Consider the following 13,399-nt stretch of genomic DNA (forward strand, 5'->3'; position numbering starts at 1 on the left):
GTGCTTGAACTAACGGTTATAGTTCCTGTTCCAACTGAACATGTTGGCTGAGAAGTAACACTCGCTGTAGGGGTTGATGGTGTTGCTGGTTGAGCATTCACCGTAACACTTGTTGATGCTGGAGAAACACATGATGAAGCGTTCTTTGCTGTAACTGTATATGTTCCTGGCAAAACTCCTGAAAATATACCTGTTGTGTTAGTGTAATTTGTACCATCAATACTAAATGACAAACCTGTTGTGCTTGAACTAACGGTTATAGTTCCTGTTCCAACTGAACATGTTGGCTGAGAAGTAACACTCGCTGTAGGGGTTGATGGTGTTGCTGGTTGAGCATTCACCGTAACACTTGTTGATGCTGAAGAAATACATGATGAAGCGTTCTTTGCTGTAACTGTATATGTTCCTGGCAAAACTCCTGAAAATATTCCTGTTGTGTTAGTGTAATTTGTACCATCAATACTAAATGACAAACCTGTTGTGCTTGAACTAACGGTTATGGTTCCTGTTCCAACTGAACATGTTGGCTGAGAAGTAACACTCGCTGTAGGGGTTACGGGATTTGAATTAACCGTTCCAGAAACAGCGACATTTTGTGAAACTGAACCCGAAACTACTGAGATATTTCCACTAAGAGATCCTGTAGCCGATACAATCATTCTAACATAAACAGGTGTAGAACTTAACGTTCCTGCAGTAGGAGATATTGTCACACTAGAACCATATCCAGAACCATTTGTTAAAGAAACTTCAAAACCTGTAGGAGCTGTTACCACTACATTTGCTGTTAAACTTGTCCCAGAAACAGAAAAACTTTGAACGGCTGAAGCCGACCCTAAACACGTTGAAAATGGTACCAATTGCGAAACAGAAGTTATAACAGCTGGAACACCTGCTTGAGTAATCACCAGTTCATTAGTTGTGCTATCGCTCAAAGTATATCCGCCTGTATTCGTGATAGTTGCAGTAACAGGGTAAGTGCTTCCTGTCGTTAAAGCGCTAGAAATTGGCAAAGACCAAGTATTTCCTGTAATTACCAAACCATTAGCGGTTGTGTAAACAACTCCATTAACCGTAACAGATAAGGTTTCACCAGCCTGTATAGTTGCTGTTCCTGTAACTGTTGGTGTAGTATTAGATGTAGTTTGAGCCGTCACTGTCACGGGACCTGCTGGCCGTAATCCTTGTGTTACTGTTAAATAAGCATTTAAATCGTCTAACAAATTCTGCCCAGTAGCAGCATTACCGTTTTCCGAAGTATTATCAGTATACACAATCGGTTCGTTAATTTTATTTAGCACTAAACTACTTAAAGTATTTATAGTATATGTACCTCCTCCATATGAAAAACCAATTGAGGTTATTGTGGGAGCAGGAATAAATCCAAAAGATTTAACTGTATTACCATTTGTTTGCCTCCAAACAATTGCTCCTTGAATATCAATCACTTGACCCGAATTTAATTGAATTCTAACAACTCCTGGGATATCGTTTCCTTGAAGTTGAAAACTTGCAGAACTAGATTGTTGTACAAAAAAGGCCTTTGCTATACCAAGTGTAGTAAAAGTCTTAATTGAGGTGGCCGATTGGCCGTTTCCGGCAACTCCTATAAAACCATTCGTAAAAGGCACACTCACTTCTACTGTTTGAGCATGGAGTGTAGACAAAAAGAATATTGAAAAAAACAATATTGCTTTCTTAAAATGTTGTTGAATACGAGAAATACCTTTTCTGTTTTCCATAAATAAAAATTTAAGATTTAAAATTGACGAAATTAAAATGTCTAAGGGCTTGACATTCTAGTTCTAGAAAAGGGAATCTTGAAGATTAATTGTAAAAAATATTTGCAAAGTAAATTTTTATAATAATCTATTAAATCGCTCAAACACACAACTTTGTCAAATAAACCGAGAAAAAGGATAAATTGATTGTCCTTAAAAATTAAAAAAAAGACAACTTGTAAGCGCTAGTGTTTATACTAAAAACGGTAATTCTATATATTTGCAAGAACAATCCCCTCATCAATGCTTTTATATATATCCATTTTTACCATTGTAATATCCATTATATTGTTATATTACAATTGGAAATCCAATAAAAATGCCACATACCTCTCGCTAGTTTTTATACTAACTTCTATATTTGGTATTGCTCATTATTTTATAGTGTTTGGAGACTCACGATTTTGGTTAGCGGTGTTTTACAACAATTTTGCGCCTTGTATGTTCCTCATTGGGCCTTTCTTATATTTTTATGTTCGAAATACATTACTAGATAAAACCGTATTATCAAAAAAAGATAGACTCCATTTTATACCCGCAACAATTGCATTGATTGGAACCGTACCTTATCTTTTTCAATCCTTTGAAAAAAAATTACAAATTGCAGATCGAATCATTGAAAATTTAGATGCTATTCGGGATATTGAAATTAATCTATTTTACAATGTAGGACAGAGTTTTGCCTTTCGTACAATACTCGCTTTTTTATATTTAATCTACTGCATCTATTTACTTTGGAAAGCATATCCTTCCGAAATTAATGACCCAGAAGTACCAAAAAAACAATTTATGATCACCTATCGTTGGCTAATTATTTTATTAACCAGCTTATTGTTTATTTTTATTAGTTTCACAATATTGTCATTGAACGCAGCGGTTTCAAAACCCAGTGACACTATAGACGATGGCTATGTATTATATGTAATGGCAGGATTTGCTTATTGTGTAATGTCATTTTCTTTATTACTATTTCCAGAAATTCTCTATGGTATCCCAAGAAAAATTCAACAGAATAAAACCAAAAAGAAAAAAGAAAAGATCAAAATAGACCTTAGAGAAGATCCTTTCTTTGAATTATACAATACTATTTTAAAATACCTTGAGGAAAATAAACCTTTTTTAAACTATGATTTTAAAATTAGCGATATTGCGCTCGATCTTAAAGTGCCTCAAAATCACGTTTCTTATTGTATTACTTATTTAATGGAAACTAAATTTTCAAAATTAAAATCAGAGTTACGAATCAAACATGCAATTAATTTATTAGAAAAAGGATCTAATTCTAAGTTGACAATCGAAGCAATTGGCAAGAAATCCGGATTTAAAACGCGTTCTAATTTCTACTCTACATTCAAAGAAGAAATTGGTTTCACGCCAAGCGAATACATTGAACGACTGAACAAATCGCTTTAAAAAAAACCTTCGCCTTCTCAAAAAAAAACTATTCTATATACTTCGATAAAATTTAGCAAAAAACAACTCTTGTACTTCGAAAAAAAAATCTATTTTTACGAAAATATAAAAGGAAAATAAAATCCTTTATATTCCTTGAAATTGACAACTAATTAGATACAAAAAAGATGAGTTCAGAGAAAGAAGCTAAATTAAAAGCGCTACAACTTACGCTTGATAAACTAGACAAAACCTACGGAAAAGGGACAGTAATGAAAATGGGCGACAAAGCCATTGAGGAAGTAGAAGTGATTTCTTCAGGTTCGCTAGGAGTAGATTTAGCTTTAGGAGTAGGTGGTTATCCAAAAGGAAGAATTATCGAAATCTATGGCCCTGAATCGTCTGGTAAAACCACTTTGACCTTGCACGCTATTGCCGAAGCTCAAAAAGCAGGCGGAATCGCTGCTTTTATTGATGCTGAGCACGCTTTTGACAGAAATTATGCAGAAAAATTAGGCGTTGATATCGAAAACTTAATCATTTCTCAACCGGATAATGGAGAACAAGCATTGGAAATCGCTGAGAACTTAATTCGCTCAGGAGCAATTGATATTGTTGTTATCGACTCGGTAGCGGCCTTGACTCCAAAAAGCGAAATTGAAGGCGAAATGGGAGATTCTAAAATGGGTCTTCACGCGCGTTTGATGTCACAGGCTTTACGTAAATTAACAGGAACAATTAGCAAAACACATTGTACTGTATTCTTTATCAATCAGTTAAGAGAAAAAATTGGGGTGATGTTTGGAAATCCAGAAACTACAACTGGAGGTAATGCCTTGAAATTTTACGCTTCTGTTCGTTTGGATATTCGTCGTTCGTCTCAAATTAAAGATGGTGATAACGTAATTGGAAACCGTACTAAAGTAAAAGTGGTAAAAAATAAAGTAGCGCCACCTTTCAAAACTGCCGAATTCGACATCATGTATGGCGAAGGAGTTTCTAAAACAGGGGAGATCTTGGATTTGGCCGTAGAATTTGAAATTATCAAAAAATCAGGTTCTTGGTTCAGTTATGGAGATACTAAATTAGGACAAGGTCGTGATGCCGTTAAAGCATTAATCAAAGACAATCCAGAATTAGCCGATGAATTAGAAGAAAAAATCAAATCGCAAATCAAAGAATTAGCAGCCGAATAATATTCAAACACATAAAACAGAAGCTGTCTTAAAAGGCTTATTCTTGTCAAACTGAACTTGTTTGCTTCGCCAATTCGCAATCGCTCGAGTCAGTTTCTTTAAAACAATAATTATTAAAGATTCCGAAATAAATTCGGAATGACAGAATTGATACTTTTAAGACAGTTTTTTATTGGTATTACCTCTCAAATGAGACTAATTGGTCATAAATAATCTGAAAGGTTTCTTGTTTTATAGCTCTTCGGTCATCCAGCGTTTTTCCTTGTGTTTCGATATGGGTATGTATTTTTACTCGCATTACTCCCGGACTCCCACTAAAAAAAGTATAGGACAATCGTTTTTTATTATCCCCAAAAGAAATAGGAACAATGGGAATTTGATGTTCAATTGCTAAACGAAACGCCCCGTCTTTAAAGGTGTCCAAAATAATAGACTCATCATAAGGAACTCCACCTTCAGGAAAAATACACACACTCAAGCCTCGATTTAACCTGTTTTGTGCGCTTTCAAAAACCGCTCTTCGGCTTTGGGCATTGTTTCGGTCAACTAAAATACAGGTCCTTTTATAAAAAAATCCAAACAAAGGAATCGAAGCCAATTCTTTCTTCCCCACAAATACAAACGGACTATCTACCACTGCTAACATCAGCATAATATCAGTCATAGAGGTATGGTTAGCTACAATCATATAACTTTTGTTGGGTTCCAATCCCTGAATAGTTTCTACTTTATAATAAAAACCCATTCCAAAAAGAATGACTTTGGCCCAAATCCGAGCCATTTTAAAGAAATACGGATACCCACGCTCAGAAAGTATAGATAAAAGCAAAAACGGCAACATCACCAGAATAGGAATAGCTATCAACACATAAAACCATACGCGCCAAAGTGTCCAAAAAATCATTTTTATTCCTCTCATAATACCAAATGTATGAAATGGAACGATATTTTGAAAAATAATTTTAAAATTCAAGATGTATCCCTTTAAAAACAATGGGGTATCAAAAACAATAGGTTACCTGATTTCTAAATCAAAAAAAATAAGAGCGAAAAAAAAACGAAATGTCAAAATATATTTCTCAAAAAAAGAATATGATATAAATTATCAAATATTCATCTTAATTGATTTTTTACAAAAAATAATTAAGTAATTTGGCTAAAAATCAATATTTTATTCAATTAAAATACTGAAATGTTTAACTTTTTTAAATAAAATTAAATATGCCAAATTTACTGCCGGAATTGAACCCAAAAGGTTGGGATGAAATGTTTTCTGATGATGGCGTAAGACATTCCTATCGTCAGGTGTTGCACACCTTAGAAAACTTAAACCTACAAAGCTTACAAGACAAACAGAAACAAGCCTCTGATTTTTTCATGAATCAAGGGATTACCTTTACCGTTTATAGTGATGATAATCAAGGAATTGAACGTATATTCCCTTTTGATATTATTCCGAGAATTATTACCAAAAACGATTGGCTAGAAGTTGAATCTGGAATCAAACAACGTTTGTTGGCTTTGAATTTGTTTTTGGAAGATATTTATAATGGGCAAAATATCATTAAAGATGGAATTGTTCCTGCTTCATTGATTGCTTCTTGTCCGCATTACATTCAGGAAGTACAAGGCATCAAAGTACCGCACAACATTCACGTTCATATTGCAGGAATCGACTTGATTCGCGGAGCAAAAGGCGAATTCTATGTCTTAGAAGACAATTTAAGATGTCCGAGTGGGGTCAGTTATATGTTGGAAAACAGAGAAATTACCAAACGTATTTTTCCTGACATGCTCACGTCAAATCACGTGAGTATGGTGGGGAATTACCCTATGATTTTCCACAATATTTTAGTTTCGCTTTCGCCAAGGAGCATTTCAAATCCCAATGTAGTTTTATTAACGCCGGGTATTTATAATTCGGCATATTATGAACACACCTTTTTGGCACGCCAAATGGGAATTCCCTTAGTAGAAGGACGTGATTTGGTTGTAAACAACAACAAGGTGTATATGAAAACTACCTCAGGCTTACAGCAAGTAGATGTCATCTACCGCCGTTTGGACGACGAATATTTAGATCCATTAGTCTTTAAACCTGATAGTGCTTTGGGTGTTCCTGGACTTATAAGCGCTTACAAACAAGGTAATATTGCGATTGTAAATGCAGTAGGGAATGGTGTTGCCGATGACAAGGCGGTGTATGCTTTTGTCCCTGACATGATTAAATACTATTTGAACGAAGAACCTATTCTTAAAAACGTTCCAACCTACCAAATGGAAAATCAAGGCGAACGCGAACTTGTTTTTGCTGATATGGGAAATATGGTCATCAAAGAAACCAACCAAAGTGGAGGCTACGGAATGATTATGGGAAATAAAGCAACTCAAGAAGAACTCGACGCTGCTAAAATTGCCATTTTGGACAATCCAAGGAATTTCATTGCCCAACCCATCATTCAATTAAGCACTGTGCCGTGTTTAATTGATGGCCAACTCAAATTGCGTCACGTGGATTTGAGACCTTATGCTTTGTGCGGCCCAAACGGCGTAGAAATCGTTCCTGGAGGCTTAACTCGTGTAGCCCTAACTGAAGGTTCTCTTGTGGTCAATTCGTCACAAGGAGGCGGTAGTAAAGACACCTGGATAGTAGAATAATTAACCTAAAAACCTACTCAATGAAAATAGATATGCTTAGCCGAGTGGCGGACGGAATGTTCTGGCTCAACCGATACATGGAAAGAACAGATGGAATGTTGCTGACCTTAAATACCTTTTATATTCTGTCGTTCGACAAAGAATTGAATGACACCCAAGGATACAAACCATTATTGGAACACTATACGGATTTACCTCTAGAAACCATAAACGAGGTACAATACGATACTAATTTTGTGTTGAAATACATTATTTGCGACAATCACAACCAAAACTCTGTCAAGAATTTAGTAATTAAAGCGCGTGAAAATGCTCGAGGTTCTCAAGATAAAATTACCAAAGAGCTCTGGGAACACATCAATTCGTTGTATCATTTTATGAATTCCCCTAACCTGCCGCATCAACTAGAAACCCAAGATGCTTTGGCTATTATTACCAAATTGAACAAAGATTTTTTATTGTATAATGGAATTCTCCAAGTAACCATGCCTCGGGGATTGGGCTGGTGTTTTTCGAGTATTGGCAAACACATTGAACGCTGCCTACAAACTATTTCGCTAACGCAGGCTTATTTTTCTCCAATAGGATACAATCTCGAAGGCGAAGAAGACTTGTTATACTGGAGACGGTTATTGCTATCGCTTTCGGGCTATGAAATGTATTTGAAAAGTTACAGCAACATTCCGCACAATAGAAAGGTGGTACAACAAGTGGTGTTCAACCGCGATTTTGCGCACTCGGTCATTTACACATTAGACTTGATTAACGTGTATATCAACTATTTATTCAAGGATAATGTGCTAAGCGAAGCCCGAACGCTGCACAATCAATTTGGAAGGCTAAAAAGCTATGTCGAATACACCGATTACCATCACCTGAGTAACCAACAATTAGAAGAAGTGCTTCACAATACCAAAGTGCAGCTGAACCAATTTTCTACTGATTTTTCAAAATTATTCTTTTCTTATACCTAAAGCTATATGGCTCTTTTTAAAATCGTTCATATTACCAAATACCAATACAATTGGCCCATCAAAGAAAGCATTAACGAAATTCGTTTGTTTCCGCATAATTTTGAAAACCAAGATGTCTTGCAATACGAATTATTAATTACCAACAATCCCGAAGTCAATTTCTCAACGGATTATCACGGGAATCGTGTGGGGAATTTCAACACATTGGAAGCCCATACCGATATGACCATCGAATCCCGAATGTTGGTTCGTGTGAATCATTCTCTTAAAATACCCGATTTTGAACATTCGTATGTGAATGATTTGGCTACCGAAAAAGAAAAAAACATCAACCTTTTACGATTGTGTTATCCAGAAACCATTTCCAAACAAGATACAATTTTAGATATCCTGAATGAAATTGGTTGTGAAAATAAAACCATTATTGAGATTGCTCAACAGTGTAACAATTATATTTTTAACCACTTTACATACACCAAAGGAATTACAAATATTGAAACGACTGTAGACGAAATTTTGGACCATAAAAAAGGAGTGTGCCAAGATTTTGCCCATGTTCTTTTACAATTGGTTCGCACGGCGGGAATTCCGGCGCGCTATGTCAGCGGTTACATTTGTCCAAACGAAAGTGGCCTAAGAGGCGAAGGAGCTACTCACGCTTGGGTCGAAATTTACACACCAAATCAAGGCTGGTTAGGAATTGACCCTACCAACAATATTTGGACTATGGACAACCATGTTAAACTAGCTGTGGGACGCAATTTTATAGATTGTACGCCAGTAAAAGGAACTTTTAAAGGACTGGCAAAGCAAACACTTTCGGTTTGTGTTTCCATTGGCTACGAAGACGGAAGGCATTTTGAAGAAATCAATGATGTTGCACTAGAAGAAGTTTCCTCAGAAGTACAAGAACAACTGGATTATATCGAACTCTTACACCACCAACAACAGCAACAACAATAAAAAAAGCACTACTATCGTAGTGCTTTTTAGTTTATTATTTAATTCGACAACCAACCCGCAGGATTGATGTACGAAGTGTTTTGATATATCAAAAATTTAAGCACTGTTTTACCGGTTTCTCCATTGGAACGAATGCGCCCTAAAGCTTGTTTACGACTTACTTTATCTCCCATACTCACATTCACTGAGCTTAAGTTTTGATAAACAGTGAAATAATCCCCATGCTGAATCATTACTGCCTTAGTAACTTTTGTTAAATCAAAAACACTAGTGACTACCCCATCAAAAACGGCTCTTGCAGTAGCACCCTGATCGGTGGTAATTTCCACTCCACTGTTGTGTACCATTAGGGATTTATACACTGGGTGGGGTTGGTATCCAAAACCTAGGGTGATTTTACCACGTTCAACAGGATAGGGCAATCTTCCTTTGTTGGCTCTAAAATTATCCGCTACAATTTTTGCTTCGGGTGTTAAATCAATTTTAGTAGACGAAATTGGTTTTTTGGCTTCTTCTGCCGGTTCTTCTTCCACTACAGGTTTAACCACAGTTTTAATGGTCTTACCGGTTTTATTAGCACTCGCTAATTCTTTTGCAGCGGCAGCAGCAGCGGCTTTCTTTTCTTTGGCAGCAGCAGTAGCGGCAGCTTTTTGTTTCGCCCGCTCAGCAGCAGCCTTTCTATTGGCTTCGGCAATGGCTTGACGAATCAAACGATCAATTTGCTTGTCAATTGCGCGCGCTTCTTGTTGTTTTTTCTTGATATCAGTAGCAAGTTTATTTTTGTCTTTTTTAATCGCATTGACCAACTTTTCTTGTTCTTGCTTCTCTTTTTCCAAAGACAAACGTTCTTTTTCTTTTTCGTCAATTAATTTTTGTTTGGCCGATTTCTGAACCTCTAATTTTTGGTTATAACCTACTAACTCTTTTGATTTTCCTTGAATTTCTTCTCCTTGAATTTTTCTAAAACTAGTATATTGTTTCATATACTGTAATCGTTTATAAGCTTGTTGAAAATTTTTAGACGACAATAAAAACATCGCTCTACTTTCTTCCGAACGGCTTTTATAGGACTTCATAATCATCTTTGCGTAATCTTCCTTTAAGACAACTAGCTCCTTTTTGAGCTTGTTGATTTGTACCTGATTGATGTACATGTCATTGCTCAGGAGTTTAGCTTGTTTCTCTGTGGTCTTTATCAAATTTTCTTTCAGCGCTATTTTTTTCTCTTGAATAGCCATAACACTAACCGCTGATTTTTCTTTTTTCTTAACCGATTGCAAGAGTCTCTCATTCTCTTTTATTTCTTGCTGAATTTGAGCTTTTCGTTGTTCTAGCTTTTCTTGTTGCGAGTCTTGGCTCCAAACCAAAGTGGTGGTGCAAACAAAAAGTAGACTAAGGAGAAATTTTGGCATGGTAAAATGTTTTTGCAAATTTACTTAATTAAAATTCTTTTATACCCATTTGGAATGCTATATGGAAAAGAAAGTTCTTCATTGAAATTAACCGTATTGTAATTAAAACTAATTTCGGTTTTTCCTTTTGTTTGGAAAGTGTGAATCAAAATCTGCATTGGAACACTTCCCTCATTAAATGAAGCGCGTTCTGAATAACTCACCTGAATCATTCTGTCTTGCTCCGGTTGATTGATTTCTTGTTTTTGAATTTGGGATTTTTCTGTGTCCAAAAAGAAGGTTTTCTTAGTTTTGCCTGATTGTAAATCAGTCAATTCAAACCCCTGTTCGCTTTTTGACAAGGCATATTTTCCTTGTTGTAAATTATCAAATGCTTCGCCCAACAACATATTTTGAATTTTAGAAAAATCCAAATCGGTGCCAAGCCATTGACTCAATCCGCTGAAATCGCCCTCAAAATACGTTCCGTTCATCTTCTCATAATAACTCACCGATGTAGGTGTAATTAAGGCTTTCGCCATCGTAATTCCTAAGAAACGCACACTAATCAAAATTTGTTCGTCTTTCTTAATTTTAATTTCTGCCGTTACATTCTGTGTTTGCTTTTCATCCGAAAATCGCACATTCGATTTGATATAAACGGTAGCAAAGTTGATTTTGTTGTTGTAATGATTCGCTATTATTTCTTCAGCCGAAATCCCTTTTGTTTTAGGAACTTCAGGAGCTGCTGCCACAACCGCTTGTTGGGTTTTGCACGAAGCCAATACCATTAAAAACAACAACGCCATTATTCTTCTCATTTCTTTTTCTTTTGTATTAATTGATCCGCTTTCGCAAAAAAGCTGTCTTTCTTCTTAAAATCACCTAACCCATTATAAGCTTCTGCCAGTTGCAAATTAAAATTAATTTCCAAATCCAAATCATCTATCACAAAATCCAAACCCGTTTCTAAAGACGTTTTCGCTTTGTTAAATTCGCGCAATTGGTTGTTGGCTAAACCCAAATAATAATAAAAATACGCCTGAGCGGGATACAATTCTATTCCTTCCTGTGCTTTTTGGGCTACTTTTTGAAACTGCTGAGCCGATGTGTAGGCTTGAAGCAAAAGCAAATTGGTTTCCACCACTCCTACTTCTTTTTGAAGTGCTAATTCATAAAAACGAATGGCTTTCTCCGTTTGTTTTTTGTTTTGATAGAACTTTCCTATGGCTTGAGCCACATTCACTTCTTTGTCTGAATCGAAAAGCGAAATTGCCTTTTCTAAATTGCCTTCAAATTGCGGATTAGTAAAAGCAAAAATCAAAAATTCATTCACTACTCGATGCTTAACCGCATTGGGTATTTGGCTGTTTACCAAAATGCTATTCATGGTTTGAACCGCTTGGTTTCCATCATTGGCATCCAAATATTTTTTAAAATCACCCACTTCTTTCCAATCGGAAGTTTCGTTTTTGGTAGCCAAAAGGATTTGATTTTTAAACTGTGTTCTTTCTTGCGATTTACCATATTTAGCATTCATCTCGCCAATCAAGGTTAACGCTTTTTCCAATTGATTGGTTGCCATATACAACGGAATCAAATCGTCTTTATACCGCTCGTCAAACAAAATCAATTGTTGTACCGCAGTCATCGCTCGGTCGTAATTCTTGGTTTGAAAACTCAAATCATATATTCCTACCCAAAACCATCTGTTTTTAGGCTCAATTTGTGTTGCTTTTTGAAGCGATTGGTAGGCGTTTTCATATTGCTTTAAAGCCAAATAATTTTTACCTAATTCAAAATGAATTGTTGCATTATTCGGTTGGCTTACCAGACATTTCTCCAAAGCCACAATCGCTTTGTCGTAATTCTCAATGCCTTTTTGCAAAAGCGATTCGTAAAACGCATCTTGAAATTCGTCAGAAACCATAGCAATATCCTCTGGTTCTGTTTGCGTCCATCCCGAAGACGGCAATACAAACAGACTTAAAAAGAAAAAAACTATAGTCTTTGTACTCATACTTCTTTATTCCAAAACCGAATAATCCCCGATACTGATGCTGGTAAAATTCCCGTCAAAACTCGCATGATTTCCAATCATCGCATTGTCTAAATTAGCATTTTTAATATGTGAATGCGTTTGTACCAAACTGTTTTTAATGGTGCTATTGGTTACATGACATCCTTTTCCTAAAGAAACATTTGGACCCACGGTAGCATTAATCAACACCACATCTTCGCCAATATAACAAGGTGGAATAATCGTTGAATTTTCTGATTTTACACCATAATCTACCAAATGTTCTCCGTCATTGTGCAAAAAGCCTAACATTCTAGTGTTAGTTTCTACAGTTACGTCTTTGTTTCCACAATCCATCCACTCGGCCACTTCTCCTGGAACAAATTTCATTCCTTTGGCCATCATTTGCTTAATTCCATCGTTGATTTGGTATTCGCCACCGTGAATGATATTATTGTCTAACACCCATTGTAATTCGTTTTTCAACACTGCAACATCTTTGAAATAGTATATTCCAATTACGGCTAAATCTGAAACAAATTCTTTTGGTTTCTCTACTAATTCTATGATTTCGCCTGAGCTATTCAAATTGACTACTCCAAATGCTTCTGGTTGATCTACTTGTTTCACCCAAATTACGCTATCTGCATTTTGATCCAAATCAAAGTCGGCACGAATTAACGTATCGGCATAGGCAATAACTGCTGGACCGCTCAAGGAATCTTTGGCACACATAATGGCGTGACCTGTTCCTAAAGCTTCGTTTTGGTAATAAATCGTTCCTTTAGACCCCAGTTTTTCAGCAATGGCAATCAAATCGGCTTCGACTTGTTTACCAAAACTTTCATGGATAATAAAAGCAATTTCTTCAATATCTTGATTCAAAACTCCCGCAATATCTTCCACCAAACGGTGTACAATTGGTTTTCCCGCAATAGGAATTAATGGCTTAGGAATCGTTAATGTGTGTGGGCGAAGACGAGAACCACGTCCTGCCATTGGTACTATTATTTTCATGTTTTTG

11 protein-coding genes are annotated in these 13,399 nt (G+C 36.1%); 5 read left to right on the plus strand and 6 right to left on the minus strand.

Annotated elements, in window-relative coordinates:
* Positions 1 to 1,742: hypothetical protein (locus tag Q0L65_RS08200; protein ID WP_296685155.1), on the minus strand; the 1,742-nt coding region annotated here is incomplete at its 3' end.
* A 282-nt stretch (positions 1,743 to 2,024) separates the two neighbouring features.
* Here Q0L65_RS08200 and Q0L65_RS08205 point away from each other — a divergent pair.
* Complete coding sequence (locus Q0L65_RS08205) at positions 2,025 to 3,194, plus strand: AraC family transcriptional regulator (RefSeq protein WP_296685156.1); 1,170 nt, start codon at positions 2,025 to 2,027, stop codon at positions 3,192 to 3,194.
* Between the two features lie 167 nt (positions 3,195 to 3,361).
* The gene (gene recA / locus Q0L65_RS08210) at positions 3,362 to 4,369 is read left to right on the plus strand and encodes a recombinase RecA (RefSeq protein ID WP_296685158.1); all 1,008 of its coding nucleotides are present in this window, start codon (positions 3,362 to 3,364) and stop codon (positions 4,367 to 4,369) included.
* A gap of 178 nt (positions 4,370 to 4,547) precedes the next feature.
* On the opposite strand, the gene Q0L65_RS08215 is transcribed toward recA, so the two are convergent.
* Positions 4,548 to 5,288 (minus strand): lysophospholipid acyltransferase family protein, encoded by a 741-nt coding sequence (locus Q0L65_RS08215; RefSeq protein ID WP_296685159.1) that lies wholly within the window; start codon positions 5,286 to 5,288, stop codon positions 4,548 to 4,550.
* Positions 5,289 to 5,590: 302 nt separating this feature from the next.
* Here Q0L65_RS08215 and Q0L65_RS08220 point away from each other — a divergent pair, with 302 nt between their 5' ends.
* Genes Q0L65_RS08220 through Q0L65_RS08230 form a run of 3 tightly spaced genes read left to right on the plus strand, consistent with a single transcriptional unit; the run spans position 5,591 to position 8,964 of the window.
* Positions 5,591 to 7,027, plus strand: coding sequence for a circularly permuted type 2 ATP-grasp protein (locus Q0L65_RS08220; protein ID WP_296685161.1), 1,437 nt, complete (start codon positions 5,591 to 5,593; stop codon positions 7,025 to 7,027).
* Positions 7,028 to 7,047: 20 nt separating this feature from the next.
* On the plus strand, positions 7,048 to 8,001 hold the full coding sequence (locus Q0L65_RS08225) for an alpha-E domain-containing protein (protein ID WP_296685163.1): 954 nt from the start codon (positions 7,048 to 7,050) through the stop codon (positions 7,999 to 8,001).
* Positions 8,002 to 8,007: 6 nt separating this feature from the next.
* On the plus strand, positions 8,008 to 8,964 hold the full coding sequence (locus Q0L65_RS08230; protein ID WP_296685164.1) for a transglutaminase family protein: 957 nt from the start codon (positions 8,008 to 8,010) through the stop codon (positions 8,962 to 8,964).
* Between the two features lie 38 nt (positions 8,965 to 9,002).
* Here the strand turns inward: Q0L65_RS08230 and Q0L65_RS08235 are convergent, their stop codons facing one another.
* The 4 genes from Q0L65_RS08235 to Q0L65_RS08250 are packed head-to-tail and all read right to left on the minus strand — an operon-like array spanning position 9,003 to position 13,392.
* The gene (locus tag Q0L65_RS08235; RefSeq protein ID WP_296685166.1) at positions 9,003 to 10,376 is read right to left on the minus strand and encodes a peptidoglycan DD-metalloendopeptidase family protein; all 1,374 of its coding nucleotides are present in this window, start codon (positions 10,374 to 10,376) and stop codon (positions 9,003 to 9,005) included.
* A 20-nt stretch (positions 10,377 to 10,396) separates the two neighbouring features.
* The gene (locus Q0L65_RS08240; protein ID WP_296685168.1) at positions 10,397 to 11,176 is read right to left on the minus strand and encodes a DUF4292 domain-containing protein; all 780 of its coding nucleotides are present in this window, start codon (positions 11,174 to 11,176) and stop codon (positions 10,397 to 10,399) included.
* Positions 11,173 to 12,375 carry a tetratricopeptide repeat protein gene (locus tag Q0L65_RS08245; RefSeq protein WP_296685170.1) on the minus strand — a complete coding sequence of 401 codons (1,203 nt, stop codon included), beginning with the start codon at positions 12,373 to 12,375 and terminating at the stop codon, positions 11,173 to 11,175. Before Q0L65_RS08245 ends, Q0L65_RS08240 begins: the two co-directional genes overlap by 4 nt.
* A gap of 6 nt (positions 12,376 to 12,381) precedes the next feature.
* A complete protein-coding gene (locus Q0L65_RS08250) occupies positions 12,382 to 13,392 on the minus strand; it encodes a sugar phosphate nucleotidyltransferase (protein WP_296685171.1) in 1,011 nt (336 codons plus the stop codon).
* Between the last annotated feature and the right edge of the window lie 7 nt (positions 13,393 to 13,399).

Origin of the sequence: Flavobacterium sp. (genome assembly GCF_024642105.1) — a bacterium.
In the GTDB taxonomy this organism is placed as follows: domain Bacteria; phylum Bacteroidota; class Bacteroidia; order Flavobacteriales; family Flavobacteriaceae; genus Flavobacterium.

What these genes read in the sequence shown, in the direction of transcription:
- Q0L65_RS08205 (WP_296685156.1), top strand. Translation starts at nt 2,025, where the DNA reads ATGCTTTTATATATATCCATTTTTACCATTGTAATATCCATTATATTG.
- recA (WP_296685158.1), top strand. Translation starts at nt 3,362, where the DNA reads ATGAGTTCAGAGAAAGAAGCTAAATTAAAAGCGCTACAACTTACGCTT.
- Q0L65_RS08215 (WP_296685159.1), bottom strand. Translation starts at nt 5,288, where the DNA reads ATGAGAGGAATAAAAATGATTTTTTGGACACTTTGGCGCGTATGGTTT.
- Q0L65_RS08220 (WP_296685161.1), top strand. Translation starts at nt 5,591, where the DNA reads ATGCCAAATTTACTGCCGGAATTGAACCCAAAAGGTTGGGATGAAATG.
- Q0L65_RS08225 (WP_296685163.1), top strand. Translation starts at nt 7,048, where the DNA reads ATGAAAATAGATATGCTTAGCCGAGTGGCGGACGGAATGTTCTGGCTC.
- Q0L65_RS08230 (WP_296685164.1), top strand. Translation starts at nt 8,008, where the DNA reads ATGGCTCTTTTTAAAATCGTTCATATTACCAAATACCAATACAATTGG.
- Q0L65_RS08235 (WP_296685166.1), bottom strand. Translation starts at nt 10,376, where the DNA reads ATGCCAAAATTTCTCCTTAGTCTACTTTTTGTTTGCACCACCACTTTG.
- Q0L65_RS08240 (WP_296685168.1), bottom strand. Translation starts at nt 11,176, where the DNA reads ATGAGAAGAATAATGGCGTTGTTGTTTTTAATGGTATTGGCTTCGTGC.
- Q0L65_RS08245 (WP_296685170.1), bottom strand. Translation starts at nt 12,375, where the DNA reads ATGAGTACAAAGACTATAGTTTTTTTCTTTTTAAGTCTGTTTGTATTG.
- Q0L65_RS08250 (WP_296685171.1), bottom strand. Translation starts at nt 13,392, where the DNA reads ATGAAAATAATAGTACCAATGGCAGGACGTGGTTCTCGTCTTCGCCCA.